Source organism: Serratia nematodiphila DZ0503SBS1 (assembly GCF_000738675.1).
Classification (GTDB): domain Bacteria; phylum Pseudomonadota; class Gammaproteobacteria; order Enterobacterales; family Enterobacteriaceae; genus Serratia; species Serratia nematodiphila.
The window spans coordinates 771,661-797,908 of record NZ_JPUX01000001.1 but is presented as its reverse complement, the minus strand read 5'-3'; the positions used below and the strand labels follow the sequence as shown (position 1 = coordinate 797,908).

Below are 26,248 nucleotides of genomic sequence, written 5' to 3'. Positions count from 1 at the left end.
GCGAATTCTCCTTATGCCCGCAGGGTGCGTTGTTCGATACGCTTCTCGAAGGTGCCCTGGATCAGCCGATCGACGTAGATGCCGGGGGTGTGGATCGCCGCCGGATCCAGTTCGCCCGGCGCCACGATCTCTTCCACTTCCACCACCGTGATGCGCCCGGCGGTCGCCATCAGCGGATTGAAGTTCTGCGCAGTGTGGCGGTAGATGACGTTGCCGAAGTGATCGGCCTTCCAGCCTTTCACGATGGCGAAATCGCCGGTGATGGCGGTTTCCATGATGTAAGGGCGGCCGTTGAACTCGCGCACCTCTTTGCCTTCGGCGATCGGCGTGCCGTAACCGGTGGCGGTGAAGAACGCCGGGATGCCGGCGCCACCGGCGCGGATCTTCTCCGCCAGCGTGCCCTGCGGCGTAAGATCCACCTCCAGCTCGCCGCTGAGCGCCTGCTGCTCGAACAGCGCGTTTTCACCGACGTACGATCCCACCACCTTGCGGATCTGATGGGTCTCCAGCAGCCGCCCGAGGCCGAACCCGTCGACGCCGCAGTTGTTGGAGACCACCGTCAACCCGCGCACGCCGCGCCGGCGGATCTCTTCGATCAGGTTTTCCGGGATGCCGCACAGGCCAAAGCCGCCCGCCAGCACCGTCATGTTGTCCGTCAGGCCTGCCAGCGCTTCCTGGTAGCTGCCGACGCGTTTGTCGAGCCCTGCCATATCGTTGCCCCTGCATGTTGCGGCGCAGGGCGAAATGCCCTGGCTTGCGTGAGGGCATCTTCAGGTCACAAAAATGATTTGTTAATTTTGTTTTTATGCCGCATTCATTTAGAATTTTTATTAATCACTCGTTAACCGACAATTAACAAAGAGTTAACGCCAACCAAAATGAAAATGAGCATCAAACAGTTACGCGCGTTTTTAGCGGTAGCTCACACTCTGAATTTCGCCCAGGCCAGCGAGCGGCTGAATATTTCTCAGCCGGCGCTCAGCCTGGCGATCCGTGGGCTGGAAGACGCGCTGGGCGGGCCGCTGCTGCTGCGCACCACCCGCCGGGTGACGCTGACGCCGGAAGGAGAAACCTTCTTCCCGATGGCGCGCCAGCTGCTGGCGGATTGGGATAACGCGGAAGAGGCGATGCGCCAGCGCTTTACCCTGCAGATGGGCAAGGTGGCGATCGCCGCCATGCCGTCGTTCGCCGGCAACCCGCTGCCGCCGATCCTCAAGGCGTTTCGCGATCGTTACGCCGGCATCAACGTGGCGGTGCACGACGTCATCAACGAGCAGGTGTTTGAAATGATCCGCGAAGGCCGGGTGGAGATGGGCATCGCCTTCGAGCCGGAGCCGAGCGACACCCTGCACTTCACCCCGCTGTGCCGCGATCGCTTTCTGGCGGTGGTGCCGAAGGATTCGGCGCTGGCGCGCAAGGCGCAGGTGAGCTGGAAGGAGCTGCTGACGCTGGATTTCATCACCCTGCAGCGGCCATCAGCGGTGCGGCTGCTGCTGGAGCAGGCGCTGGCCCGCAGCGGGCGAACGCTGGAGGTGGCGTTTGAGAGCCACCAGCTGGTGACGGTCGGGCGCATGGTGGCCAACGGCCTCGGCGCCAGCGCGGTGCCGGCGCTGTGCGAGCGACAGATGGATGAGCTGGGGGCGGTGTGCGTGCCGCTGAACGGCCCGATTATCGAACGGCGCGTGGGCCTGATCCGCCTGGCGCAGCACCAACTCTCTTCCGCCGCGCAGGCGCTGGCGACGGTAATCGAACGGGAGATGGCGGGAAGTGGCGGGTAAGGCGGCACCAGCATTTTCAGATGATTCTCCGATCGAGAGCGTGAGCCAGAAGCTGTTACCACCCTGTAGAAAATGTTAAGTTTCCTAAAATAAGGAGGCTTTTCGACATGGAACAGAAGTCCAGCAGCATCGCACCGGGCTATTGCATCGCCCAACACACCGGCCCGCTCGCCTTCCACGCCAACTACCTGTTCGGTGGCAAGCCATCGGAAGCGGCACGCTTTTTTATGCAGCTCAATGCCGATACGCCGCTGGTTCAACCGGGGCAAATGCTGATCGTCGCCGATCCGCGCAATCATAATCAATCTACGCAGATCGCCGCCCTGATGCAGGCCAAGAGCCGCACCAGCAAAGCTGGTGAAAGCCGGTGACAGCGATTTCTCCACCTTCTTGCACCGCAATTACGCCGCTATCGCCGCCTTCACCAGCTATGGGGAAACGGTCGTCGGGCTGGCTTCGGATGCCGGAGAACGCTACTTCAGCCAGATCAAGAATATCCTGGTTGAGATTGAAAAAACCTACCAAAATCAGTTCCGCACGAGTGGCGCATTGATTGGCACCCAGTTTCAGGTGGAACGAGCGCGGCTGTTCGGTACATTAAAACCGTTACTGAATCGCCTTACTCGTGCTCAACTCAATATGAAAGAGTATGCGCAAATCAAACACGCGCTAAGGCTCTCCAGTAAATCACTGGTGCATGAATGGAGCACCGCCGGCGTCGGCGCCATCAAGGGTTATTCGAACTACGTCGACAGCGCCAGCCGGGCGGCCAAGTTTATGAAAGCCGGCGGCTGGATCGGCATCGGATTGAGTGGGCTGAATACCACCAACGACGTCTACAACGCCTGCACCACCGGTCGCGAACAGGAGTGCGCCAAGATTGCGGTGAAGGGATACAGTCATTTTGCGGCAAGTACTGCGGCGGGAATTTGGGCAGGGAATGCAGGTGCAGGTCTTGCGATTGCAGCTTGTTCAATTGTGTTGGGTGCAGCAACAGCAGGAACAGGTGTGATCGTTTGTGGTATCGCTGGAGCCGCTATAGGAGGCGCCGCAGGATCCACACTGGGTGGCATGGGTTCCGATTATTTGACGACGTTAGTGGTAGGTGAATGATGAAATTTATCGTCATATCGTGTTTGATATTGCTGGTTTTAAGCGCCTTCATCCAGTTCATTGGTTACCGTCGCCATAAAAAAGAGTTTGATGCTTTCTATCAACGTTACGCCGGCAGCGGACATTTTATTCCGCCCTACGTCGCCTTTGCCGATAGCCTCGGCATACTTGGAACCTCATTGAAAGCACAGTGGTTTCTTTGGATTCTGAAAAGGAAAAAAATAAAAATAAGGGATCAAGTTTGGCTCGATGCGAAAACCTACGATTTCGTGCAAAAAAACGCCTCTCCTGAGCTACAGAAGTGGCTGGCGATGGACTTTATACTTTTGCTCGTAGAAGCCATTATTACCACCGTGGGCTGTATTTTTATTTATCTCATCAAACATCAAGGTTGAGCAGACGCACTGCTCCCCTTCACCCCCTCCACCGCCTGCACCGCCGCCTTCTGCGTGGCGCGCTGATATAAGCACAGCTCCCTGCCCGGCTGGTTTTTCATAAACGGCTGCGGGTAGCGCCCGCCGATAAACAGCGCCGAATAGCCGACGTCATCACCGTAGTGAATAATCTCCCCTTCCACCCTGGCGTTTTTGAGCCCGCTGGCTTTCAGGCAGGCGGCGCGCATCGCCCGTTCGCTCTCGGCCCACGCCTGTGGGGAAGACGCGGTGGCGTGGAACGCGGCCAGCGCGGCGATAAGCAGCCCTATTCTCTTCATCGTTATCTCTCCTTCTACGGCCCATCTCGCCAGTATAGACCGTGCCGACCCGGCCAACCCGCCGAGCTCTTTACGGCATTTTTATTCCGCGCCCCGTTAACGTTACGGCGTTTTTACAGACAGTTTTTGCCGCCGCAGATACCCTTTTCACATCGCCGCTATGGCCCCACAAGAGAGTTGTCTCATGCGTTTATCCCTGCCTCTGGCCGTGACCGGTCTTCGTTTTGGAGCGCGCCATGCATTCTAATATCATCGGGTTCAATCCTCTGCTGGCGGAGCTGCCCGCATCGCCGACGCGCACCTTCCACAAAGAGCTGGAACACTACCTGCAGCGCTATCCGGATACCGAACAGCTGGATATTTATCTGCACGATCTGAACGGCCAGCTGCGCGGCAAGCGGCTGCCGATCGCCGAAGCCTTTGGGCTGGAAAAAGGCTGCTACTTCCCGCTGTCGATCTACGCCCTGGATCTGCACGGCCGGGTGATTGAAGAGAGCGGGCTGGGGCAGCGGGCGGGCGAGCCGGATCGGCTGTGCCTGCCGGTGCCCGGCACGCTGCGCCCCTGCGCGCGCGATCCCGAACGCCACGCCCAGCTGCTGCTGACGATGCAAAACGCCGACGGCGGCGCCTGCGAGCTGGAGCCGCGCGTGGTGCTGCAACGGGTGCTGAAGCGCCTGCACGAGCGCAACTGCTTCCCGGTGGTGGCGGCCGAACTGGAGTTCTACCTGCAGGATCCGCTGCGCCCCGCCGAGGCGGAAGCCTGCCCGACGCAGAGCTTCGCGGTGGATGCGCCCGAGCGCCACCATGCGCTGCTGAGCGACATCGAACGGCACGCGCGGCTGCAAAGCCTGCCGCTGACCGGCGTGGTGGCTGAAGCCGCTTCCGGCCAGTACGAGCTGAACCTGCATCACAGCCGGCGCGTGCTGGAAGCCTGTGACCAGATCATGGCGCTGAAGCGCCTGACGCGGCAGATTGCCGAGCAACATCACCAGCACGCCTGCTTTATGGCCAAGCCCTGCGCCCATGCCGCCGGCAGCGGGCTGCATTTCCACATCAGCCTGCAGAACGAGCACGGCGAGAACCTGCTGACCGGCGCGCCGGGCGAACTGAGCGACAACATGCAACAGGCGATGGCGGGCATGCTGGCGCTGATGCCGGCGTCGATGGCGATCCTGGCGCCCAACATCAACGCGTTTCGCCGCTTCCGCCCCGGCATGCACGTGCCGCTGCGCGCCTCCTGGGGCCACAACAATCGTACGGTAGCGCTGCGCCTGCCCTGCGCCGACAGCGCCAATCAGCGCATCGAATACCGCCTGGCCGGCGCCGACGCCAACCCCTATCTGGCGCTGGCGGTGATGCTCGGCGGCCTGCTGCACGGGCTGGAACACCCGCTGCCGCTGCCGCCCGCCGCCAACGGCTGCGAAAGCGACAACGCCGCCCCCTTGCCGCTCGGCCAGCAGGAGGCGCTGGCGCTGTTCCGCCACAGCGATCCGCTGCGCGAATTGCTCGGCCCGGCGTTCTGCACCCTGTGGCACACCTGCAAAAGCGCCGAACTGCGCCGCTTCGAGGAACAGGTCACCGCCGCCGAACTCGGCTGGATGCTGTAACCATCCACTGATTCGTTAACCTAAGGATAATCATGAACATGCAACCGCAATTGGCCCCCGTACAGCCGCTGCTCTGCTGGCGCAAAGGCGTTTTTCATATCAGCACCGATCGGCAGTTATTGGATATCGAAGCGATCCAGCGTTTCCTCAGCCTGCCGGATCGGGCGGCGGCGGAGCGCCTGGCGCGCCACGGCCTATGCTTTGGCCTGTACCGCAAACGCCACCAGCTCGGCTTCGCCCGCATGGTGACCGATTACGCCACCTTCGCCTCGGTGAGCGAGCTGTTCGTCAGCGCCGAATACCGCGGCGTCGGGCTGGGAAGCTGGCTGACGCGCTGCTGCCTGGCGCATCCGGCATTGCGCGGCCTGCGCGTCACGCTGCCCGCGCTGCAAGCGCCCTGGCGCGCCGACTGCGCGGCGCACGCCCCGCGCGCCCTGCACTGATAAGGAGAACCCGATGTCTCGTTTGGTGCTGATTTCCAACAAACAGTGCGACGGCAAGGATCTGGCCTGCGCCGGCCGGACGTTGGCGGCCGACGCCGAACCGGGGCTGTGGCTCGGCTGGAACGGCGACGTGCAGAATTTCGCGCAGCGCCCGATCAGTTGCCGCCAACGCGCCGGTTACGATCAGGTGACCTTCCCGCTGTCGATCGAGGAGTTTCGCCGCCACTATCAGGGCTACTACCACGACGGCCTGTGGCCGGTATTCCACAACCAGCCGGAGAAGGCGCACTTCACGCCGGAAAACTACCGCGCCTACCGGCAGCTGAATCGCCGTTTCGCCGATATCGCCTGCGAGCACCTGTGCCCGGGCGACATCGTCTGTATCGACGACTACCAGCTGCTGCCCTGCGCCCAGGCGTTGAAGGAGCAGGGGCTGCTGAATGCCTGCGCGTTCTTCTTCCACCTACCGTTCCCGTCGGCGGCGCTGCTGCGGCGCATCCCGGAACATCGCCAGCTGATCGCTTCGCTGCTGTTCTACGATCTGATCGGCTTTACCACCACGGACGATCGCAACGCCTTTCTCAGCTGCCTGTCAGGCGAGTTCCCGTTGGAGATGCTGCCCGACGACCAGATCCAGGCCAACGGGCATCTGTTCGCCACCGGCATTTTCCCCACCGGCATCAACGGCAGGCAGGTTTATTAATGTTACGGCGCGCGCGGTATTCAGGCGCGCCGTTTTATTTCGCTGCGATTTATTTCCACCGCATTTACCGCCATCAAAATAGGTTATTTTATTTTCTGAATATAGCGATTAAAAAATGAATATTCATCCTGTTACATATCAACCGTAAAAACCGCGCACCGCCAATTGCTTTTTATTAGCAAAACACATTACCCTCTCCGTGCCATATTTAAACCGAGGAGGGCCCTATGGGCGATGAAAGTTTTAGTTTTACGCTAATGCTATTGGGCACCTTTCAGTAATGCCATCCACGTTGCATTCTGAAAGATACGGAATGCGGCAACCGCTCCCCTTCTGACGGCCTTTCCCGCTCTGCCTGCCCGCCCATCGCCCCGCTGCGAAAACAACGTTTGTCTCAACCGCTGTGGCGGTATTTATCTGATGTCGCCGGGAGCATTACCCGAGCGCCGACGGATTTCTTATGGGAAAAATAAGGTATTGCGTTATGCAAAATAACCGGGGTACATCTGTTTTCAGAAAGTCTTATTTAAATGACTTTATCGTTATCGCCATCGGCGTTTTCTTCATTGCCTTTTTTATTCGCGCATGGGGCGACATGCACGGCGACTTCAATGAACAAAACGTCTCTGCCATTAGTCTCGATGCCTGGAACCTGCTTTATTATTCGCTCAGAACCAGCATGCGTTTTCTCCTCGGTATGGCCTGGTCGCTGCTTTTTTCTGTGGTGTTCGCCGTGCTGGCCGCGCGCTATGCGCCGCTGCGCCGGGTGATCCTGCCCTTCGTCAACTTTATGGAGTCGGTGCCGCTGGTGGGGTTCCTGACCTTCACGACCGTGTACTTTCTCAACCTCTACCCACACAGCGTGATGGGGCTGGAGTGCACCGCCATCTTCGCGGTGTTTACCGGCCAGGCCTGGAACATGATGCTGACGCTGTATCAGACGCTGCGCATCGTGCCCAAGGAGCTGGACGAAGCCGCCCGCAGCTTCAATTACAACCCGTGGCAACGCTTCTGGCGGCTGGAATTCATCTATTCGGTGCCGGGCCTGCTGTGGAACGCCATGGTGTCGCAATCCGCCGCCTGGTTCGCCCTGGTGGCCTCCGAAGCCATTCCGGTCGGCGATCGCTCGGTCGAACTGCCCGGCGTCGGCTCCTATATCGCCGAAGCGCTGGCGCAGCAGAACGTGCCGGCGATCCTGTATGCGATCGTCGCGCTGGCCGCCAACATCGTGCTGCTCGATCAGCTGGTGTTCCGCCCGCTGGTGCGTTACACCGCCCGCTTCAAATACGAAGACGTCACCGCCAATCGGGCGCTCGGCAATCCGTGGTTTTACAACAGCCTGGCCTTCTCGCACGTCGGCGCGGCGCTCGGCCGCACGCTGCGCGCGCTGGCTGACCTGTGGCTGTTCAAGCTGCCGCGGCTGTGGTACGCCCTCGGTCTGCACCGCCTGTTCAGGCTCGCCGCCAAAGGCAACTGGCTGTGGCGCAGCCTGTGGTATCTCGGCGTGGTGTTGGCCTGCGTGTGGTTCGGCTATCAGTTGTGGGAATACTTCCCCAAACAGTACTTCGCCATGCTGCCGGAGTGGATGTTGCTCACCACCGCGCGCGTGGCCGCGGCCATGCTGCTCAGCGTGGCGATCTTCACGCCGCTGGGGGTGTGGATCGGCCTGAATCCGCGCCTGGTGAAGATCTTCCAGCCGATCATCCAGATCCTGGCGGCCATTCCGCCCAACATTTTCTACCCGCTGATCGCCGCCTTCATCGCCATTTATCATCAGGATCTCGGCTGGTGGGCCATTCCGATGATCATGCTGGGCACCCAGTGGTACGTATTGTTCAACGTGATCGCCGGCGTTTCCGCCATTCCGACGCAGATCACCGAAGTCAGCGAAACCTTCGGCCTGCGCCGTTTCCGCTGGTGGCGCTACTACATGCTGCCGGCGATCTTCCCCTATATCGTGACCGGCATCATCTCCGCCGCCGGCGGCGCCTGGAACAGCGCCATCGCCGCCGAAGTGATCCAGTGGGGCAGCACCACCCTCAGCGCCACCGGGCTGGGCGCGTTCATTTCCGTCGTCACCGACGCCGGCAAGAACCCGGAGTCCGCACTGGGCTGCGCCGCGATGTGCGCGCTGGTGGCGCTGTGCATCATCTTCGTCTGGCAACCGCTGTATCGCATCGCGGAAACCAAATTCAAATATGACTGATCAAGGGGGAACCACATGCTGACTCAAGACGTGATTATCAGCGCCCGTCGGTTGAACAAAACGTTTATCGGCGAAAACAAGCGCCCCACCCCCGTGCTGCGCGACGTGTCGCTGACCGTGCACGCCGGCGAGTTCGTCACCATTCTGGGGCAATCCGGTTCGGGCAAGTCCACGCTGCTGCGCATGCTGGCCGGGCTGATCCCGCCGGACAGCGGCACGCTCACCCTGGCGGGCAAACCGGTCTGCGGCCCGAGCGCCAACGCCGGCATGGTGTTTCAGTCCTACGCGCTCTACCCCTGGCTGACGGTGTACGACAACATCGCCTTCGGCCTGCTGGCGCAAAAGCTGCCGCCGCAGACGATCGCCGAGCGGCTGGGGGCGCTGCTGCGCCTGGTGGGGCTGAGCGGCTATGAGCACGCCTGGCCGCGCGAGCTGTCGGGCGGCATGCGCCAGCGCGTGGGCTTCGCCCGGGCGTTGGCGGTAGAGCCCGATGTCTTGCTGCTGGACGAGCCCTTCTCCGCCCTCGATATCTTTACCGCGCAAAAACTGCGCAGCGATCTGCTGGCGCTGTGGGGAGACAACCGGCTGCGCACGCGTGCCATGGTGATGGTGACGCACGACGTCGAAGAGGCGGTGTTGATGTCCGATCGGGTGCTGATCCTGGACGCGACCAGCAAACGGATCGATGACGAATTCAGCATCAATATTCCCCGCGCGGCGCGCAACCGGGGCAGCCTGCGGCACCTCACCGATCGGATCCGCAGCTGCCTGTACAAAAAAATCGCGCAGGCGCAACCGGCCGGATAAGGCCGCATTTTCGTTAACTCAGGGTAGTGAAATGAAACATAAAAGCTTACTGATGGCGCTGGTCATCCTGATGCCGGCGGCCGCCGCCGGGGCAGAAATCGTCAACAAAGACGGCAATAAACTGGATCTGTACGGCCAACTGAACGGGGTGCATTACTTCAGCAGCGATGCCGACAATAACGGCGATCGCTCCTACACCCGTTTCGGTTTCAAAGGCGAGACGCAGATCGCCGAGGGGCTGACAGGGTATGGCCAATGGGAATATCAGGCGGGGCTCGATCAGGCGGAAAGCGCCGGGCCGGGCAATAGCTATACCCGGCTGGGCTTCGCCGGGCTGACGTTCGGCCGCTGGGGCAGCCTGGACTACGGCCGCAGCTACGGCCTGCTGTATGACGTGGCCGGCTGGACGGACGTGCTGCCCGAATTCGGCAACGACAGCTACGAAGCGGCCGACAACTTCATGACCGGCCGCGCCAACGGCCTGCTGACCTACCACAACCGCAGCCTGGGCGGGCTGTTGGACGGTCTGGATCTCGGCCTGCAATATCAGGGGAAGAATCGGGGGGACGACGCTCTGCGGGCGAAGGATATTCAGACGCAAAACGGCGATGGCTACGCCTTTTCCGCCACCTACGACACCGGCGCGGGGCTAAACTTTGGCGCCGCCTACGCCAACTCTGCGCGCACCCTGGCGCAGCAGCGCTTCGGCCTGGCTGACGGCGATCGCGCCCGGGCCTGGACGCTGGGGCTGAAATACGATCTGGACAACCTCTACCTGGCGGCCAGCTATGCGCGCACCGAAAACATGACCTATGTCGACGGCGATCGCTACGCCGGCTTCGCCCCCCGCGCGGACGCCGTCGAGGCGGTCGCGCAGTATCACTTCGATTCCGGCGTCACGCCCTCGGTGGCCTACCTGCAAACGCGCGGCCGTAACCTGCCCGGCATCGGCGACGCCGATCTGGTCAAATACCTGGATCTGGCGCTGAACTACAGCTTCAACGCCAATATGTCGACCTACGTGGAGTACAAGCTCAACCTGCTGCAACGGCAGAACGCCGTCGGCGCCGGCGCCGACGACATTATCGAAACCGGCATCATGTATCAGTTCTGACCCGATACCGGCCGCAGCGCGCTCTGCGGCCGGTTCATTATTTGTCTTGCGCCCGCCCTGTTATTCTCTCGTTTAATTCAGGTTTATATTTCCATAAAATAGCGCCTATATTCATTCTCATGATTTTCGTTGACGCCCCGTTTAATAAATAAAGAAAAACTTTCCCGCATTCATATTAAATTACATTTTGCCGCGATAATTCCGCCTAACCACATTGAATCACAGACAATATCACGCGTATTATGGCCACACGAAAAATAACGGGGAAATGATATGGACGGCGACAGTTGGTTGTTTATTTTATTGTTGGAATCGCTGAGGTCACAGGAGCAATAGTCATCCCATTGCATCCTGAAAGTGTCAGGATATGCGTCAGTTACCACATCCCTTCGCTTTACCCCTTCAGCGCATGGCCTCCGCGCACGCCGCTCCGGCGCGCCTGACAGGTTAATCCTTCCAGCATACGCTTATTAACAGTCCGATAACGCTCAGGCTTATTTGCGCTCGCATTTATTTTACCCCTGCGCGGCGATAACTATCGGCCATTTTTCCATGCTCATATTTTTAATTGAGTGGAGAAACATCATGATGGTAAAAAAAACCACGCTGCTGACGGTTAATAACGCCAGCAAAAGCGTTCAGCCTACCGGTAAAGAAAAACGCCTGGTGCTGAATGAAATCAACCTGCGCCTCTACGATAACGAGGTCGTCAGCATTTTGGGGCAGTCCGGCTCGGGCAAATCCACCCTGCTGCGCATACTTTCCGGCCTGATCGCGCCGGATCTGGGCACCGTGATGCTGGGGGATAAAAAAGTCTCGGGGCCGAATCCGCAAATCAACATGGTGTTCCAGACCTTCGCCATTTTCCCGTGGCTGAACGTCTACCAGAATATCGCCTTCGGGCTGCAGGCGCAGGATCTGCCGCCGCAGGTGGTCGAAGCCCAGACGCTGAAAATGCTCGATCTGGTCGGTCTCGCGCCCTACCGCGACGCCTACCCGCGCGAGCTTTCCGGCGGCATGCGCCAGCGGGTCGGCTTTGCGCGCGCGCTGGCGGTAGAACCGATGCTGCTGTTGCTGGATGAGCCGTTTTCCGCGCTGGACGTCTATACCGGCGAACACCTGCGCAGCGATCTGCTGCGCATCTGGAGCACGCGCCAGATCAAAACCCGCTCCATCGTGCTGGTGACCCACAGCGTAGAGGAAGCGGTGATGATGTCTGATCGCATCCTCCTGCTGGGCGCCGGCACCCTCGACGGCTGCTATCACATCGCGCAGCGCCGCGAGACGCGTACCCGCGAGGGGATGCAGCCGCTGACGGACAAAATCAGCGAGACGCTCAGCCGGCAGATCGCCGCCGCGCACTGAGCGCCGCCCTGGCCTGGCGGGACGGATCCCGCCAACTTAACTACCTGTTTATCAAGAGTCACCCCGCCACGGGTGTCTCATGATAAGCGGATAATACATCGAGTTATTATCATGCATTTCATTCATACACTGCTGACGCTGCTGACCGCGTCCGTCCTGGGCGCCGCCATCGGCTACGAAAGACAATTCCGCCAGCGCACCGCCGGGCTGCGCACCAATACGCTGGTGGCCACCAGCGCGGCGATTTTCGTCCACCTGGCCATGACCATCGACGGCAGCGGCGGCGCGGTGCGCGTCATCTCCTACGTGGTCTCCGGCGTCGGCTTTCTCGGCGCCGGGGCCATCATGAAAGAAGGGATGAACATCCGCGGCCTGAACACCGCCGCCACGCTCTGGGGCTCCGCGGCGGTCGGCGCCTGCGCCGGCTGCGGCCTGTACGGCGATGCGCTGGCCGCCACGCTGTTCGTGCTCGCCGCCAACACCCTGCTGCGCCCTCTGGTCAATATGGTCAACAAACAGCCCTTCAATGACGTTAACGGCGAATCCACCTACCAGATTTGCGTCATTGCCTTCGAGCATGAACAGCGTGAAGCGCTGGCCAAATTCAAACAGGTGCTGCAAGGAGAAAACTGCTTTATCTCGCATCTGGATATCGAACCCTTTGGCGACGACGACGTGGAGATCACCGCCACGCTGATGCCGGCCTCCGTCACCACGCCGGTGCTCGACCAGACCATCAATAAACTGCTGAACGACAGCATGATGAAACAGGCCTATTACAGCCGCATCGCCGGCTCCGGCTAATGCCGTTCACTTCCAGGGAGATTCACCATGAAAACCATGCCAAAACTGGCTCATCTAACGATGTTCAAAGACATCGTTCACTGCGGAAGTTTGCACGATGCCGCGAAAAAACTGGCCGTCTCGCAACCGACGCTCAGCCGGGTGCTCAAAGAGCTGGAAATGTCCATCGGCGCGCGGTTGCTGGAGCGCAGCAACCGCGGCGTGCGCCTGACGGCGGTCGGCGAGTTGTTTTACCGGCGGATAGACGCCGCCACCAATCAGTTGCTCAGCGCGTTTGACGAGCTGCGCGGCATGAGCGCCGGCGGCGAGAAGCGCCTGCGGGTGGGGATGAGCGTCGATCCGCTGCTGTGCTACCTGCCTCAGGTGCTCGAAGGCTTCAACCGCCGCTACCCGCATACCCGGGTGACGGTGGTGGAAGACGGCCCGGAAGGCCTGCTCGCCCGGCTGAGAAACTGCGAGCTGGATTTGGCGGTCAGCAGCCTGAACGGCGCGGCGGGCGGCGCCGATCTAGCCATGCAGGCGCTGAAGAGCGAGCGCTTCTCGCTCTATCAAGGGGGCGACCTGACCGCCGCCGGGCAGCCGCCGGCCGAAGCCAAATGGGTGGTGCCGCACTCCTGCTCGGTGGGGCACGCCGCCATCCGCGAGATCGCCGAGCGTTACACGCCGCACGGCCAGATCGTCGAGACCGACTCCTTTCTGGCGACCTGGTGCCTGGTCAGGCAGCAGGGCTATATCGCGCTGCTGAGCGATCGGGTCGTCGCGCACTACGCCCCGCAGCTGCACCTGCAGAAAATCCCGACGCAGGGGATCGACATCAGCGCGCGCTTTTATGTCTTTACCCGCCATGAGCCAGCCACGCCGCCGCTCAGCGCCGCCTTTATCCACCTGCTGCAAACCCTGCAAACGGGTTGAACGCTCAGGCCGCCGCCCGCTGGCGCTCCAGTTCGCGCACCAGCGGGATCACTTCGCGGCCGAAGTACTCCACCTCTTCCTGGAAGTGCAGAAACGCCAGCAACAGCAGATCCACCCCGGCGTCTTTTAACGCGATGATGCGCTCGGCGATCTGCTGCGGCGTGCCGATCAGGTTGGTTTTAAAGCCGTCGTTGTACTGCACCAGATCCTCAAACGAGGATTTGGCCCAGTTGCCCTCGCCCTCGGGCGAGGCCGCCCCGGCGTTCTTCACCTCGTGGCCGAATCCTTGCACCGCCTCCGGGTTGGCGTGATCGATAATCTCCTGCAGCACTGCCTGCGCTTCCTGCTCGGTATCGCGGGCAATGACGAAGCCGTTCACCCCCACCTTGACCCGGTGCTGGTTGGCCCTGGCCTTGGTCTGCAGATCGTCCACCTGCTGGCGAATGCCCTCCACGCTGTTGCCGTTGGTGAAGTACCAGTCCGAAACCCGCGCCGCCATGTCGCGCGCCGCCCGCGAGCTGCCGCCCTGGAAGATCTCCGGCAGCGGATCCAGCGGCTTGGGCTTCAGCGAGTAGTCGCGATAGCGATAAAAATCGCCGGCGAAGGTGAAGCTGGGCTCAGTCCAGATGCCGCGCAGGCAGCGGATAAACTCTTCCGAGCGCAGGTAGCGCTCCTCATGATCCAGCCACGGCTCGCCGATGGCCTTGAACTCGCCGCGGAACCAGCCGCTGACAATGTTCACCGCGATGCGCGCCTCCGAAAGGTGGCTGATGGTAGCGATCTGCTTGGCCGCCAGCGTGGGGTTCCACGGCCCCGGCAGCAGCGCGGCGATCACTTTCAGTTTCTCGGTGGAATCCAGCAGCGCCTGTGAGAACGACACCGATTCGTGCTGGTTCTCCGCGCCGTAACCGGCGGTGAAGCGGATCTGGGTAAGCGCGTAGTCGAAACCGGCGCGCTCGGCAATCTGCGCCAGCTTGCGGTTATAGCCGATGTCCCAACCGGTGCGCTGCGGGATGTTGCTGATCACCAGACCGCCGGAGACGTTCGGCACCCAGTAGGCGAACTGAATAGGCTGCTGCGAGTGGTTTGCTGCTGACATGCTTCTCTCCCTCTGCTCGTTGGCGCCGTGATGCGGCACGCATATAACCATTATCGATTTACAAATATTGAAAACCTTGTTTTGGTTATAAATCCGATAGCAGAATGCGTGCCAACCGCCGCGTTAAGGCATCTGGCTGATAAACCGAGGGTTTAAAGCCGGCGGGTTAAAGCGGGTGCTGCATTGGCAACAGCGGCTGGCGGGCGGCTGCTGGTTATGCAGCAAACCGCTTACCCCGCCAATCCAACCGTTCACCCGGCGGATCTGACCGCTGAGCGAAATACGCCTGTCTTCCCCCCTTACCCCCGGCGATGATGAGCTGTTCCTAAACCCGCCTTACCTCGGGAAAGACGCTACGGCTCACCGCGCCACTCTGACATCTCTTACAAGCGGATGAGTTCATTCATATTTTGCAGACTGGAATTAAGGATACCTCATGAAACGAGAGGGGATTTTAAAGCACATTCCGTGGATGCTGCTGGGGATACTCGGCGCAGCCTGCCTCGGCGTGGTGGCGCTGCGCCGCGGCGAACACATCAGCGCGCTGTGGATCGTCGTCGCTTCGGTGGCGGTGTATCTGGTGGCCTACCGCTACTACAGCCTGTACATCGCCACCAGGGTGATGAAGCTGGACGCCGGCCGCGCCACCCCGGCGGTGGTCAACAACGACGGCCTCAACTACGTGCCGACCAACAAGAACGTGCTGTTCGGCCACCACTTCGCCGCCATCGCCGGCGCCGGGCCGCTGGTGGGGCCGGTGCTGGCCGCTCAGGTCGGCTACCTGCCCGGCACGCTGTGGCTGCTTGGCGGCGTGGTGCTGGCGGGGGCGGTGCAGGACTTTATGGTGCTGTTCATCTCCTCGCGCCGCAACGGCGCCTCGCTCGGTGAGATCATCAAAAAAGAGATGGGGCCGATACCGGGCACCATCGCGCTATTCGGCTGCTTCCTGATCATGATCATCATCCTGGCGGTGCTGGCGCTGATCGTGGTGAAAGCGCTGGCGGAAAGCCCGTGGGGCGTGTTCACCGTCTGCTCCACCGTGCCGATCGCGCTGTTTATGGGCATCTACATGCGCTATCTGCGCCCCGGCCGCGTGGGTGAAGTGTCAATCATCGGCATCGTGCTGCTGGTGGCCGCCATCTGGTTCGGCGGCGTGGTGGCGCACGACCCGTACTGGGGCCCGGCGCTGACCTTTAAAGACACCACCATCACCTTCACGCTGATCGGCTACGCCTTTGTCTCCGCCCTGCTGCCGGTGTGGCTGATCCTGGCGCCGCGCGACTACCTGGCCACCTTCCTGAAAATCGGCGTGATCGTCGGGCTGGCGATCGGCATCGTGATCCTCAACCCTGAGCTGAAAATGCCGGCGGTGACCCAGTTCGTCGACGGCACCGGCCCGGTGTGGAAAGGCACCCTGTTCCCGTTCCTGTTCATCACCATCGCCTGCGGCGCGGTCTCCGGCTTCCATGCGCTGATCGCCTCCGGCACCACGCCGAAGCTGCTGGCCAATGAGACCGACGCGCGCTTTATCGGCTACGGCGCAATGCTGATGGAGTCCTTCGTCGCCATCATGGCGCTGGTGGCGGCGTCCATCATCGAGCCGGGCCTGTACTTCGCCATGAACACCCCGCCGGCGGCGCTGGGCATCACCATGCCGGATCTGCACCGCCTGGGCACCGAAGACGCGCCGATGATCATGGCTTCGCTGAAGGACGTGACCGTGCACGCGGCGGCGGCGGTCAGCTCCTGGGGCTTCGTCATCAGCCCGGAACAGATCCTGCAGACCGCCACCGACATCGGCGAACCTTCGGTGCTGAACCGCGCCGGCGGCGCGCCAACGCTGGCGGTGGGCATCGCCCACGTGTTCCACCAGATCATTCCGGGCGCCAACATGGGCTTCTGGTATCACTTCGGCATTCTGTTCGAGGCGCTGTTCATCCTGACCGCGCTGGACGCCGGCACCCGCTCCGGCCGCTTTATGCTGCAGGATCTGCTGGGCAACTTCGTGCCGTTCCTGAAGAAAACCGACTCGCTGGTGGCCGGCATCATCGGCACCGCAGGCTGCGTCGGGCTGTGGGGCTACCTGCTGTATCAGGGCGTGGTGGATCCGCTCGGCGGCGTGAAGAGCCTGTGGCCGCTGTTCGGCATCTCCAACCAGATGCTGGCCGCCGTGGCGCTGGTGCTGGGCACCGTGGTGCTGATTAAAATGAAGCGCACCCAATACATCTGGGTGACCGTGCTGCCGGCGGTGTGGCTGCTGATCTGCACCACCTACGCGCTGGGCCTGAAGCTGTTCAGCGACAACCCACAGCTGGAAGGCTTCTTCTTCCTGGCCGGCGAGTACAAGCGCAAGATCGCCGAGGGCGGCGCCGAGCTGAGCGCCCAGCAGATCGCCAACATGAACCACATCGTGGTGAACAACTACACCAACGCCGGGCTGAGCATTCTGTTCCTGCTGGTGGTGTACAGCATCATCTTCTACGGGGTGAAAACCGCGATGGCGGCGCACAAGAACCCGAAACGCACCGACCAGGAAACGCCTTACGTGCCGGTGCCGCAGGCCGCGCCCGCCGACGGCGTAACTGAGGGGGAGGTCAAAGTTTCGACCCAGCATTGATGTGATTTAACGGATACCCTGCATAATAAGCATTAAGTAGTACCCAAAGCCGCACGGCCTGCGCATCGCAAGACGCCAGGCGTGCGGCGCGATGCAATCGAGATACCCGGGGCGACCCGGAGGTGGGGCATCCCTGCGGGAACCCCATCCCCCGGCTTCCCCTAATATCAGGCTTAAGCAAGCGCTGTAGTGATGCAGGGTAAAGTTGGAGAAGGCTTATGTTCGGAAATCTCGGCCAGGCGGGGAAATATCTCGGGCAGGCGGCGCGCATGTTGGTGGGCGTGCCTGACTACGATACCTACGTCCAGCACATGAAAGACAACCACCCGGACAAGCCGGTGATGACCTATAAAGAATTTTTCCGCGAGCGCCAGCAAGCGCGCTACGGCGGCGACGGCAAAGGCGGCATGCGCTGCTGTTAACCCGCAGTCACAAGGACCCGTATGAAACCCATTGCAGTCACCATCCTGACCGGCTTTTTGGGCGCCGGCAAAACCACCCTGCTGCGCCACATCCTGAACGCCGAACACGGCTATAAAATCGCGGTCATCGAGAACGAGTTCGGCGAAGCGCCGATCGACGACGCGCTGATCGGCGATCGCGCCAGCCGCATCACCACGTTAAGCAACGGCTGCATCTGCTGCAGCAAGTCCAACGAACTGGCAGACGCGCTGCTGGATCTGCTGGACGGCGTCGACAGCGGCCAGCTGGCGTTCGATCGGCTGATCATCGAATGCACCGGCATGGCCGATCCCGGTCCGATTACCCAGACCTTTTTCTCGCACGAGATCCTGTGCGAGCGCTTCCTGCTGGACGGCATCATCACCCTGGTGGACGCGGCGCACGCCGAGCAGCAACTGAGCCAGTTCAGCATCGCCCAGGCTCAGGTGGGCTACGCCGACCGCATCCTGTTGACCAAAACCGACGTGGCGCCGGACTGCGAGGCGCTGATCCAGCGGCTGCAGCGGATGAACGCCCGCGCGCCGCTCTACCAGGTGACGCACGGCGATATCGATCTGAGCGTGCTGTTCGACATCGAAGGCTTTACGCTGAACGACAAACTCAACCTGACGCCGCCCGCCCCGCTGTTCCGCCGCATTCCGCAGCCGCAGAGCGACATCCGCTCGATCGTGGTGACGCTGGAGCGCCCGCTGCCGCTGATGCAAATCTCCGAGGTGATGGAAGGCCTGCTGCTGGAATACGCCGACAACCTGCTGCGCTACAAAGGCATTCTGTCTATCGAAGACGAACCGCGCCGCCTGCTGTTCCAGGGCGTACAGCGGCTGTATAACGCCGACTGGGATCGGGAATGGCTGCCGGAGGAAGAGCGCAAGAGCACGTTGGTGTTTATCGGTGTGGATCTGCCTGAGGAGGAGATTCGGGAGCGGCTGCGTTGAGCAAGAGGAGACGTCAGCGAGATCGCGCTGTCATGATGAGAAAAAGAAATAGGGAAAACGGCGGCAACCCGCAACGGGTTGCCTGACCGAAAGCGTTATCGTTTGGCGAACGACTTAAGGAACCTGAGGTTCCTCACCAACACCACGGCCAGTAAGACACCCCAATAGACAAACAGCTCGTATTTCATTTTCTCGCCTGCCAGCGCTGAAACCGACGCCCCCGCCAGACAGAGGAAAGTGAAGAAATACATTTCAAAACGTGGCATGGTCTTCCAGCTGATAATCGAGAATTCCGTTCTCAGGATCAGGAATGCCCAGAAGGCCAGACAGGTGCTTACCGCCGCGCCACCGGCGCCGAAACGTGGCACCAGCAATGCATTGGCCACCACGTTGATGAGCAACGCGCTCAAGGAAGCCAGCATGGTGTAAGCGGTCTTTCTGCTCAGGCCGATGCCGACCGCCGTCGTTTCCGACAGTGTGAACAACAAAGGGAAACCCAGACTCGCAACCAGAATATATTTCACATTCACGTAATTAGCGGGCAAGACAAAGTCAACCAGCCAGGAAAAGAGCCCGCCCAAGCTGAACAGGCAAACCACGGCAATCAGCATGCACTGCGTGACCTTGGTTACCATCTGCTGTTCGCCGCCTTCGTTAGACTCCGCCAGCTTGTACACCATCGGCGCCCAAACAGTAGAGAACACACTTTGCAGGATGCTCGCCACGCCGGCGAAGCTAACCGCCACCGAGAAGATAGCCAACTGTTCAAAGCCGGAATAGGCTCGCACGAACATCCTATCGACAGTGGTTAACCCCCAAAACGCCAACCCGCCCAAGATCAGCGGATAGCCGAACTTGAGCATCGCTTTCAGTTTGCCGTAGTCCAGCGAACTGCGCAGCGCGGCTATCCAATCCGCCCGGGAAGACCACATCAGCATCAGCGATACGGCGATAAAACCGACGGCGTTCGCCACCACCAACTGCATCAGCGTATGCTGGGTAAACAGAACATAGCACAGGCCGATGACGATCAGCGTCATCAGCTTGGGCATCAGTTGGCTGAGCGAAAACGCCATCCCCTTCTCCTGCATCCTGAGTATCAGGGACAAGAAACGGTTGATGAACGACGCCAGAAGAATCAACATGATAAGCCAGCTTATCGCCGTGTCTTTCTGTTCGAACAGCAACGCGGACAAACTGCCGGGGAACAGCAGGAACGCCGCACCGATGACTACGATCATCAGCAAGCCGGGGAAAGCGACGTTCTTCAACAGCTGCCCGCGATCGGATTCACCGTGGTATTCCCGAACGTAAGCCTGATCAAGCCCCAAACTGAAAAACAGCACGCAGAAAGACACGGCCACATTCAGCATGCTGATTCGGCCTACGTCGTCCGCCGAAAACAGCCAGGTAATGACCGGCAGGGTCAACAACCCCAGCGCGGCATTACCGATCGGCCCGATGGCGAACGCCAGGATCTTGCGGGCGTTCACTCAAAGAACCTCACAACGCTTTCAATCACTTTATTCTGATCGGCATCGGTCATTTTGTAGTACAGCGGCAGGCGAACCAGTCTCTCGCTTTCGCGGGTGGTGTAGTTGTCTTCGCCGATGAAAGTGCCGAAGACCTTGCCCGCCGGCGCCGAGTGCAGCGGAATATAATGGAATACCGCCATCACGCCACAGGCCTTCAGGTGAGCGATGAACTGCGTTCTTTGCTCAATATCCTTCAGCTTCACATAGAACATATGCGCATTGTGCTCGCAATCCGCCGGAATAGTCGGCAACGTCAGCAGCCCTTTCTCCGCCAGCGGCGCAAAGCTCGCGTAGTACTTGTGCCAAGTCGCCAGGCGGTTATCGTTGATCTCATCCGCCAGTTCCAGTTGCCCCCACAGGCAAGCCGACTGCAGTTCACCCGGCAGGAAGCTGCTGCCGAAATCGACCCAGGTATATTTGTCCACCTGGCCGCGCAGGAACTGGCTGCGGTCGGTGCCCTTCTCACGCAAAATTTCGGCGCGTTTGATAAAACGCTCATCATTGATCACCAGCGCGCCGCCTTCCCCGCCGCTGGTATAGTTTTTGGTTTCATGGAAGCTGAAAGCCGCCAGGTGACCTTTAACGCCAACGAAATCGCCCTTGTATTTGCTCATGACGCCCTGCGCGGCGTCTTCGACCACCAGCAGGTTATGCTGATCGGCCAGGCGCATGATCGCATCCATATCGCAGGAGACGCCGGCGTAATGCACGGGCACGATGGCTTTGGTTTTATCGGTGATCGCCGCAGCCACCAGCGCTGCATCCATATTCATGGTTTCAGGGTGGATATCGACGAATTTGATTTTCGCGCCGCGCAACACGAAGGCGTTGGCGGTGCTGACGAAGGTGTAGCTTGGCATGATAACTTCGTCGCCCGGCTGGATATCGACCAGCAGCGCGGCGATCTCCAGCGCGGCGGTGCAAGACGGGGTCAACAGCGCGTGTTTGCACCCCAGCTTGTTTTCAAACCATTTCTGGCACTGTTTGCCGAACGGGCCGTCGCCCGACAATTTCCCATTCTCCAACGCCGCATTGATATATTGAATTTCGTTGCCGGTTACCGGTGGTTTGTTGAACGGTATCATGTTATCCCTTGTTGTCGATTCTGAATGCATGCCGGGGCGATGTGCCGTGCGGCATCAGGAAGTAAAGACGGCCTTTAACTGCGCGGTAAGGTTCTCAGCGGAGAAATAGGCTTCGATTTTTTGCTCGTTGTCATGCTTTTCCGCCGCGCTCAGGCTGCGTAGCGAAAACGTTTGAAGATCCAATACCTGGATATTCTTTTCTTGAAAGAAGTCCCACTGCGTGGTGCCTGGATTCAAAAACACCGTTTTTTTCAGCCCCAGCAGGGAAATGGTGTTACCCATCGCCTGTTGGCGATGATGGTTGAACACCGCGATATCCACTTTCCCCAGCAGCGCCAGGTAGTGCTGGAAAGGCATAAAGTCGGTTAATGGTACAAATTTCTCGCCAAAGCGCCGCGTGCCTTCGGCCACCACTTCTGCCGCATAGCGTTTATTGCCGTAGGAGAGCGGTACGACGAGCTCAATATTCTCGTTTTTGTACGTTTCCAATATATCGAACGCGGAAAAATGATTGTTGGTTGGATCGGCAGAATTACCCAGCAGAATGGTGGTTTTACCGTCCTCGCCCGCCGCACGTTCATCGATGACGTTTTTCTTGTATACGTTGCTGGTATACAGCAGGCACTCATGCCACCGGCCGGTGCAGCCGTACCACTTTTTAGCCAACTCGTAATCGCCCTTGATGTAAGTGACAAAGTTACCCATACGCTTAATGGCCGGGCGGCGGAGAAGCTCTGTCAGGCGCCATTTGAAGTTACGCTTGCCGATTTGGTATTGGTAAAGGTCACCACCCCATATGAACCAATAGCACTTTTTTAATACCCAAGGAGTCAACAGCAGCAACAGCGCCATCTTGATGCCGTGGAAGCTGTGCAGAATCACCCGATCGTGACGTTGAATGGCCTTCATCAACTTCAACGTCGGCTTGACGTTACCAAACAGATCCGCCCCGAGATAGTGAACGTTGTCCGCCGGCGGCAAAGCGAAACGCACCTTATCGCCATAGACCCAAAACGTGTGTTCATCGGGATCGAATTTCTCATTCACAAATTCAATGAATGAAGGAATAAATTTATCCAGAGGACAAATATGTACAGTGCTCATATCCGCTCTATATGCAGGTTCGTCCAGTGCCCCGCCGCGCTCCGGGTGTTCAAAGCACGGCGGGCCGGGGTTATTTTTCCGCGATCAGCTGCGACAGATACTGGCCATACAGCGTTTTGCCGAGCAGCTTGGCTTCGGTGGCCAGTTGCTCACGCGTCAACCAGCCTTTTCGGTAGGCGATCTCTTCCAGACAAGCGACCTTGAAGCCCTGACGCTTCTCAATAGTGTGTATAAACTGAGAGGCCTCGATCAAACTGTCGTGCGTGCCGGTGTCCAGCCAGGCGAAACCGCGCCCCAGCAGCTCGACGTTCAGCGTGCCGCGTTCCAGATACATCTGGTTGAGCGTGGTGATTTCCAGCTCACCGCGCGCCGACGGCTTCACCTGCTTGGCCATCTCAACCACGTGATGGTCATAGAAATAAAGCCCGGTGACCGCCCAGTTGGATTTCGGCACGGCCGGTTTTTCTTCCAGCGACAACGCGCGGAAGTTATCGTCGAACTCCACCACGCCGAAACGTTCAGGGTCCATCACCTGATAGCCGAAAACCGTCGCCCCTTCGCTGCGCTTCACCACCGACTCCAGCTTGTTGCCGAAGCCCTGGCCGAAGTGAATGTTGTCGCCAAGCACCAGCGCGCAGCTGTCACCGCCGATGAACGCTTCGCCAATGAGGAAGGCCTGCGCCAGGCCGTCCGGGCTCGGCTGAATTTCATAACTCAGATTGATGCCGAAACGGCTGCCGTCACCCAGCAAGCGCTTGAAGGAGGGCATATCTTCCGGAGTGGAGATGATCAGGATATCCCGAATGCCCGCCAGCATCAGCACCGAGATCGGGTAATAGACCATCGGCTTATCGTAAATCGGCAGCAACTGCTTGGAAACGCCGCGCGTGATGGGATAGAGACGCGTGCCGGAACCGCCCGCTAAAACAATGCCTTTCATTCTTCTTCCTTAAAAATCGATTAACGGGTCAAACCCAGACGCTCGCCGGCATAGGAGCCGTCTTTCACCCGGCTCCACCAGGCTTCGTTCGCCAGATACCATTCCACGGTTTTGCGAATGCCGCTTTCAAAGGTCTCTTGCGGCTTCCACCCCAACTCCGCATCGATCTTGGCGGCGTCGATCGCATAGCGCATATCGTGGCCCGGACGGTCGGTCACAAAGGTGATGAGATCCGCATAATGCGCGATATCACCCGGTTTGTGCGGCACCAGCTCATCCAGCAGTGCGCAAATGGTTTGCACCACTTCGATATTTTTGCGCTCGTTGTGACCACCGATATTATAGGTTTCACCCACCGCGCCTTCGGTGACCACCTTATACAGCGCCCGCGCATGATCTTCTACATATAACCAGTCGCGCACCTGCGCGCCGTTGCCGTATACCGGCAGCGGCTTGCCTTCCAGCGCGTTCAGGATCGTCAGCGGGATCAGCTTTTCCGGGAAATGGTAAGGGCCATAGTTGTTCGAACAATTGGTGACAACGGTCGGTAAACCGTAGGTGCGCAACCAGGCGCGCACCAGGTGATCGCTGGCCGCTTTGGAGGCGGAATACGGGCTGCTTGGCGCATAAGGCGTAGTTTCGGTAAACAGATCGTCGGTGCCGTGCAGATCGCCGTACACCTCGTCGGTGGAGATGTGATGGAAACGGAACGCCTGCTTGCGCTCGGCGCCCAGGGCGTGCCAATACTGGCGAGCCGCCTCCAGTAAGGTGTAGGTGCCGACGATGTTGGTTTCGATAAAGGCGGCCGGGCCGTCAATAGAACGATCGACGTGACTTTCGGCGGCCAGGTGCATCACCGCATCGGGCTGGAAGGCGGCGAACACGCGATCCAACGCCTGACGGTCGCAAATATCGACCTGCTCGAAGGAGTAACGATCGCTATCGGCGATCGGCGCCAGGGATTCGAGGTTACCGGCATAGGTCAGGCTATCCAGCACCAAAATGTGATCAGCGGTATCATTGATAATATGGCGGGCAACGGCCGAGCCAATAAACCCGGCACCGCCGGTAACGATAATTTTCATAGAATCCTCTAAAATACGCCGTGGTCATTTCATCGCCACATTGTTTTACATGCGCATAAAACGGCTAAAGGCTTTTTCCTGGGTAAACACCCTGCCGGTAATCGAATAACAACATTCCCACCACGCCGCCGCAAGCAAGCCCCTAAAACCAACAGAGCTGCATCGCAGCTCTGTTGGTTTTAGGTCGGCACGCAACCGTCGTGTTCGGATATTGTCGCCGGAAACGTCGGATGGCTACGCTACCGCCCTTGGCTCACAGACGCCAATCTCTGGTGGTCGCTCGGGTATTGCCGCCGGACGGCGACATGCTCAGGCCATTCATCCGCACGCAGGGCCGCAAGGTTGGCCAGTGAAACCGTTCACCGACGCAACGCCGGAAGCCATGCCGAGACAGAAGAAAGCGCGATGCTTTCAACCGCTAAAGGCGGGTGGGGACGGCCAAACTTTCGGGGGATAACATAACGTATAGCGGCTCGAAAGAGCAGTCTTGGGGCGCTCTTTCAGATTATTACTCAGGGTGGTAAGGGGAAACGGCTGAAACGCCGCCGCGGAAAAGCATGGTGGCAAGATGACATCGCGGCGCCGAGTGACGAGGGCTTAGGCGGCCAGCCTGGACCTTAGCCCCCCGGACGCATTTCCGGGTTCAATCCCGCTCGTACGGCCCCGCCGCCACCGACTCGCGCTCGATCAGGCTGGCCGGGAAGCTGGGGCGCTTGCTCAGCTCGCCGCCGTCCAGCATCGACAGCAGGCGGTTGATGGTCTCCTGGATCATCTCGGTGACCGGCATCTTCATGCTCGACAGCGACGGCACGGTATAAGGCGCCAGCGGGATGTCGTCGAAGCCGATCACCGATACCGCCTCCGGCACCGCCACGCCGCGCTCCGCCAGCCGCTTCATCGCGCCGATGGCCATTTCGTCGTTACCGGCGACGATGGCGCTGAACGGCTGCCCGCTGGCCAGCAGCGCATCGACCGCCGCCACGCCGCTTTGCGCGTTCCATTTTCCTTCGACGATCAACGCCTCGTTAACCGCAATGCCCTGCTGCGCCAGCGCGGACTTGTAGCCGGAAAGCCGCTCCAGCCCGGTGGGGGAATCGAGCGAGCCGGTGATAAAGGCGATGTCGCGATGCCCGCGCGCGATCAGGTGCGCCACCGCCGCCGCGCCGGCGGCGTGCTGATCGCTGAAGATACAGTAACTGTCGTTCAACCGCAGCCGCCGGTTGATCACCAGAATCGGCTGACGGTGTTGGGAGACGATCTCGTCCATTTCCGCGATCGACAGAAAACGCGGGTAGATGATCACCCCGTCGCAGCGCAGATCCAGCAAAAACTGAATGGCGGCCCGCTCCTCTTCGGCGGTGTGCTTGCCGTCCGCCAGGATCAGTTGGCGGCCGTTCGCCTCCATGATGCGCGCCGACTGCGCCATCAGTTCGCTGAAATAGTTGCCGCTGTAGAGGGTGTTGGTGACCACCAGGCCGAGGGTTTGGGTGGTGTTGGTCGCCAGGCTGCGCGCCAGCAGGTTGGGCCGATAGCCGGTTTCCGCGATGGCTTTATCCACCAACGCGCGTTTCTCCTCGCTGACATAGCCGCTGCCGGACAATACGCGCGACACCGTCGCCTTTGAAACGCCGGCCTTTTTCGCCACCTCGAGTATCGTTGCCATCTGTGCGCCGCCAAAATCCATGGGTTCAGCGCAGTCTACCCAAGACGCCCGGCGTTTGGAACGTTTTCACGCCCCTGCACAGCGGTATGCGCTTACCCCTGACGATCCAGATCACGAAAACGCAATGCCAAAAATCATAGTCCTTGCCAACAACAAAAC

Annotated in this window: 23 protein-coding genes and 1 pseudogene; 15 read left to right on the top strand and 9 right to left on the bottom strand. The window is 60.0% G+C overall.

Annotated elements, in window-relative coordinates; genetic code table 11:
* Positions 1–11: 11 nt before the first annotated feature.
* Positions 12–710: a CoA transferase subunit A gene (locus JL05_RS03625; protein WP_004933280.1), complete on the bottom strand. Its 699-nt coding sequence runs from the start codon at positions 708–710 to the stop codon at positions 12–14.
* Positions 711–878: 168 nt separating this feature from the next.
* Here JL05_RS03625 and JL05_RS03620 point away from each other — a divergent pair, with 168 nt between their 5' ends.
* The 3 genes and pseudogenes from JL05_RS03620 (at position 879) to JL05_RS03610 (ending at position 3,286) form a co-directional block, all read left to right on the top strand.
* Positions 879–1,778 (top strand): LysR family transcriptional regulator, encoded by a 900-nt coding sequence (locus tag JL05_RS03620; RefSeq protein WP_033631693.1) that lies wholly within the window; start codon positions 879–881, stop codon positions 1,776–1,778.
* 107 nt (positions 1,779–1,885) lie between these two features.
* Positions 1,886–2,891, top strand: a pseudogene (locus JL05_RS03615) (hypothetical protein).
* Positions 2,888–3,286 (top strand): hypothetical protein, encoded by a 399-nt coding sequence (locus JL05_RS03610; RefSeq protein ID WP_415837873.1) that lies wholly within the window; start codon positions 2,888–2,890, stop codon positions 3,284–3,286. The pseudogene JL05_RS03615 and the gene JL05_RS03610 overlap by 4 nt, the downstream one beginning before the upstream one ends.
* Here the strand turns inward: JL05_RS03610 and JL05_RS03605 are convergent.
* The gene (locus JL05_RS03605) at positions 3,277–3,603 is read right to left on the bottom strand and encodes a hypothetical protein (RefSeq protein WP_033631692.1); all 327 of its coding nucleotides are present in this window, start codon (positions 3,601–3,603) and stop codon (positions 3,277–3,279) included. The genes JL05_RS03610 and JL05_RS03605 overlap by 10 nt on opposite strands.
* 236 nt (positions 3,604–3,839) lie before the next feature.
* Between JL05_RS03605 and JL05_RS03600 the strand changes: the two genes are divergently transcribed.
* The 9 genes from JL05_RS03600 (at position 3,840) to JL05_RS03560 (ending at position 13,564) form a co-directional block, all read left to right on the top strand.
* Positions 3,840–5,210, top strand: coding sequence for a glutamine synthetase family protein (locus JL05_RS03600; protein ID WP_033631691.1), 1,371 nt, complete (start codon positions 3,840–3,842; stop codon positions 5,208–5,210).
* A gap of 32 nt (positions 5,211–5,242) precedes the next feature.
* Positions 5,243–5,653, top strand: coding sequence for a GNAT family N-acetyltransferase (locus JL05_RS03595; RefSeq protein WP_033631690.1), 411 nt, complete (start codon positions 5,243–5,245; stop codon positions 5,651–5,653).
* 13 nt (positions 5,654–5,666) lie between these two features.
* Positions 5,667–6,356 (top strand): trehalose-6-phosphate synthase, encoded by a 690-nt coding sequence (locus JL05_RS03590; protein WP_033631689.1) that lies wholly within the window; start codon positions 5,667–5,669, stop codon positions 6,354–6,356.
* Between the two features lie 484 nt (positions 6,357–6,840).
* Entirely contained in the window at positions 6,841–8,562 is a 1,722-nt protein-coding gene (locus tag JL05_RS03585; RefSeq protein WP_033631688.1) for an ABC transporter permease, read from the top strand.
* Positions 8,563–8,577: 15 nt separating this feature from the next.
* The gene (locus JL05_RS03580) at positions 8,578–9,369 is read left to right on the top strand and encodes an ABC transporter ATP-binding protein (RefSeq protein WP_033631687.1); all 792 of its coding nucleotides are present in this window, start codon (positions 8,578–8,580) and stop codon (positions 9,367–9,369) included.
* Positions 9,370–9,400: 31 nt separating this feature from the next.
* Positions 9,401–10,483 (top strand): porin, encoded by a 1,083-nt coding sequence (locus JL05_RS03575; protein WP_033631686.1) that lies wholly within the window; start codon positions 9,401–9,403, stop codon positions 10,481–10,483.
* A 585-nt stretch (positions 10,484–11,068) separates the two neighbouring features.
* Entirely contained in the window at positions 11,069–11,848 is a 780-nt protein-coding gene (locus JL05_RS03570; protein WP_033631685.1) for an ABC transporter ATP-binding protein, read from the top strand.
* Between the two features lie 111 nt (positions 11,849–11,959).
* Entirely contained in the window at positions 11,960–12,652 is a 693-nt protein-coding gene (locus JL05_RS03565; RefSeq protein WP_019453282.1) for an MgtC/SapB family protein, read from the top strand.
* Positions 12,653–12,679: 27 nt separating this feature from the next.
* Entirely contained in the window at positions 12,680–13,564 is an 885-nt protein-coding gene (locus tag JL05_RS03560; protein ID WP_033631684.1) for a LysR family transcriptional regulator, read from the top strand.
* A 4-nt stretch (positions 13,565–13,568) separates the two neighbouring features.
* Here JL05_RS03560 and sfnG read toward each other — a convergent pair whose 3' ends face one another.
* On the bottom strand, positions 13,569–14,663 hold the full coding sequence (gene sfnG / locus JL05_RS03555; protein ID WP_033631683.1) for a dimethylsulfone monooxygenase SfnG: 1,095 nt from the start codon (positions 14,661–14,663) through the stop codon (positions 13,569–13,571).
* Between the two features lie 436 nt (positions 14,664–15,099).
* On the opposite strand from sfnG, the gene JL05_RS03550 reads away from it, so the two are divergent.
* From JL05_RS03550 to yjiA, 3 genes are all read left to right on the top strand, one after another.
* Positions 15,100–17,280, top strand: a complete 2,181-nt coding sequence (locus tag JL05_RS03550) for a carbon starvation CstA family protein (protein ID WP_033631682.1) — start codon at positions 15,100–15,102, stop codon at positions 17,278–17,280.
* 218 nt (positions 17,281–17,498) lie between these two features.
* Positions 17,499–17,702: a YbdD/YjiX family protein gene (locus tag JL05_RS03545; protein WP_004953088.1), complete on the top strand. Its 204-nt coding sequence runs from the start codon at positions 17,499–17,501 to the stop codon at positions 17,700–17,702.
* Between the two features lie 21 nt (positions 17,703–17,723).
* The gene (gene yjiA / locus JL05_RS03540) at positions 17,724–18,677 is read left to right on the top strand and encodes a GTPase (RefSeq protein WP_033631681.1); all 954 of its coding nucleotides are present in this window, start codon (positions 17,724–17,726) and stop codon (positions 18,675–18,677) included.
* 95 nt (positions 18,678–18,772) lie between these two features.
* Here the strand turns inward: yjiA and JL05_RS03535 are convergent, their stop codons facing one another.
* The 6 genes from JL05_RS03535 to JL05_RS03510 form a co-directional block, all read right to left on the bottom strand.
* A complete protein-coding gene (locus tag JL05_RS03535) occupies positions 18,773–20,170 on the bottom strand; it encodes a lipopolysaccharide biosynthesis protein (protein WP_033631680.1) in 1,398 nt (465 codons plus the stop codon).
* Positions 20,167–21,297 carry a dTDP-4-amino-4,6-dideoxygalactose transaminase gene (gene rffA, locus JL05_RS03530; protein WP_021504197.1) on the bottom strand — a complete coding sequence of 377 codons (1,131 nt, stop codon included), beginning with the start codon at positions 21,295–21,297 and terminating at the stop codon, positions 20,167–20,169. Before rffA ends, JL05_RS03535 begins: the two co-directional genes overlap by 4 nt.
* A 54-nt stretch (positions 21,298–21,351) precedes the next feature.
* Positions 21,352–22,401, bottom strand: coding sequence for a TDP-N-acetylfucosamine:lipid II N-acetylfucosaminyltransferase family protein (locus JL05_RS03525; protein WP_033631679.1), 1,050 nt, complete (start codon positions 22,399–22,401; stop codon positions 21,352–21,354).
* A gap of 70 nt (positions 22,402–22,471) precedes the next feature.
* On the bottom strand, positions 22,472–23,341 hold the full coding sequence (gene rfbA / locus JL05_RS03520; protein WP_015376482.1) for a glucose-1-phosphate thymidylyltransferase RfbA: 870 nt from the start codon (positions 23,339–23,341) through the stop codon (positions 22,472–22,474).
* A 20-nt stretch (positions 23,342–23,361) separates the two neighbouring features.
* Positions 23,362–24,426 (bottom strand): dTDP-glucose 4,6-dehydratase, encoded by a 1,065-nt coding sequence (rffG, locus tag JL05_RS03515; RefSeq protein WP_033631678.1) that lies wholly within the window; start codon positions 24,424–24,426, stop codon positions 23,362–23,364.
* Positions 24,427–25,069: 643 nt separating this feature from the next.
* Complete coding sequence (locus JL05_RS03510; RefSeq protein WP_139182578.1) at positions 25,070–26,089, bottom strand: LacI family DNA-binding transcriptional regulator; 1,020 nt, start codon at positions 26,087–26,089, stop codon at positions 25,070–25,072.
* Between the last annotated feature and the right edge of the window lie 159 nt (positions 26,090–26,248).

Excerpts from the sequence above, each read along its gene's own strand:
- JL05_RS03575 (WP_033631686.1), top strand. The coding sequence starts at position 9,401 with ATGAAACATAAAAGCTTACTGATGGCGCTGGTCATCCTGATGCCGGCG.
- JL05_RS03595 (WP_033631690.1), top strand. The coding sequence starts at position 5,243 with ATGAACATGCAACCGCAATTGGCCCCCGTACAGCCGCTGCTCTGCTGG.
- JL05_RS03590 (WP_033631689.1), top strand. The coding sequence starts at position 5,667 with ATGTCTCGTTTGGTGCTGATTTCCAACAAACAGTGCGACGGCAAGGAT.
- JL05_RS03510 (WP_139182578.1), bottom strand. The coding sequence starts at position 26,089 with ATGGCAACGATACTCGAGGTGGCGAAAAAGGCCGGCGTTTCAAAGGCG.
- JL05_RS03560 (WP_033631684.1), top strand. The coding sequence starts at position 12,680 with ATGAAAACCATGCCAAAACTGGCTCATCTAACGATGTTCAAAGACATC.
- rffA (WP_021504197.1), bottom strand. The coding sequence starts at position 21,297 with ATGATACCGTTCAACAAACCACCGGTAACCGGCAACGAAATTCAATAT.
- yjiA (WP_033631681.1), top strand. The coding sequence starts at position 17,724 with ATGAAACCCATTGCAGTCACCATCCTGACCGGCTTTTTGGGCGCCGGC.
- JL05_RS03605 (WP_033631692.1), bottom strand. The coding sequence starts at position 3,603 with ATGAAGAGAATAGGGCTGCTTATCGCCGCGCTGGCCGCGTTCCACGCC.
- JL05_RS03600 (WP_033631691.1), top strand. The coding sequence starts at position 3,840 with ATGCATTCTAATATCATCGGGTTCAATCCTCTGCTGGCGGAGCTGCCC.
- JL05_RS03525 (WP_033631679.1), bottom strand. The coding sequence starts at position 22,401 with ATGAGCACTGTACATATTTGTCCTCTGGATAAATTTATTCCTTCATTC.
- JL05_RS03550 (WP_033631682.1), top strand. The coding sequence starts at position 15,100 with ATGAAACGAGAGGGGATTTTAAAGCACATTCCGTGGATGCTGCTGGGG.
- JL05_RS03570 (WP_033631685.1), top strand. The coding sequence starts at position 11,069 with ATGATGGTAAAAAAAACCACGCTGCTGACGGTTAATAACGCCAGCAAA.
- JL05_RS03625 (WP_004933280.1), bottom strand. The coding sequence starts at position 710 with ATGGCAGGGCTCGACAAACGCGTCGGCAGCTACCAGGAAGCGCTGGCA.
- JL05_RS03580 (WP_033631687.1), top strand. The coding sequence starts at position 8,578 with ATGCTGACTCAAGACGTGATTATCAGCGCCCGTCGGTTGAACAAAACG.
- rffG (WP_033631678.1), bottom strand. The coding sequence starts at position 24,426 with ATGAAAATTATCGTTACCGGCGGTGCCGGGTTTATTGGCTCGGCCGTT.
- JL05_RS03585 (WP_033631688.1), top strand. The coding sequence starts at position 6,841 with ATGCAAAATAACCGGGGTACATCTGTTTTCAGAAAGTCTTATTTAAAT.
- JL05_RS03565 (WP_019453282.1), top strand. The coding sequence starts at position 11,960 with ATGCATTTCATTCATACACTGCTGACGCTGCTGACCGCGTCCGTCCTG.
- JL05_RS03545 (WP_004953088.1), top strand. The coding sequence starts at position 17,499 with ATGTTCGGAAATCTCGGCCAGGCGGGGAAATATCTCGGGCAGGCGGCG.
- sfnG (WP_033631683.1), bottom strand. The coding sequence starts at position 14,663 with ATGTCAGCAGCAAACCACTCGCAGCAGCCTATTCAGTTCGCCTACTGG.
- JL05_RS03610 (WP_415837873.1), top strand. The coding sequence starts at position 2,888 with ATGATGAAATTTATCGTCATATCGTGTTTGATATTGCTGGTTTTAAGC.
- JL05_RS03620 (WP_033631693.1), top strand. The coding sequence starts at position 879 with ATGAAAATGAGCATCAAACAGTTACGCGCGTTTTTAGCGGTAGCTCAC.
- rfbA (WP_015376482.1), bottom strand. The coding sequence starts at position 23,341 with ATGAAAGGCATTGTTTTAGCGGGCGGTTCCGGCACGCGTCTCTATCCC.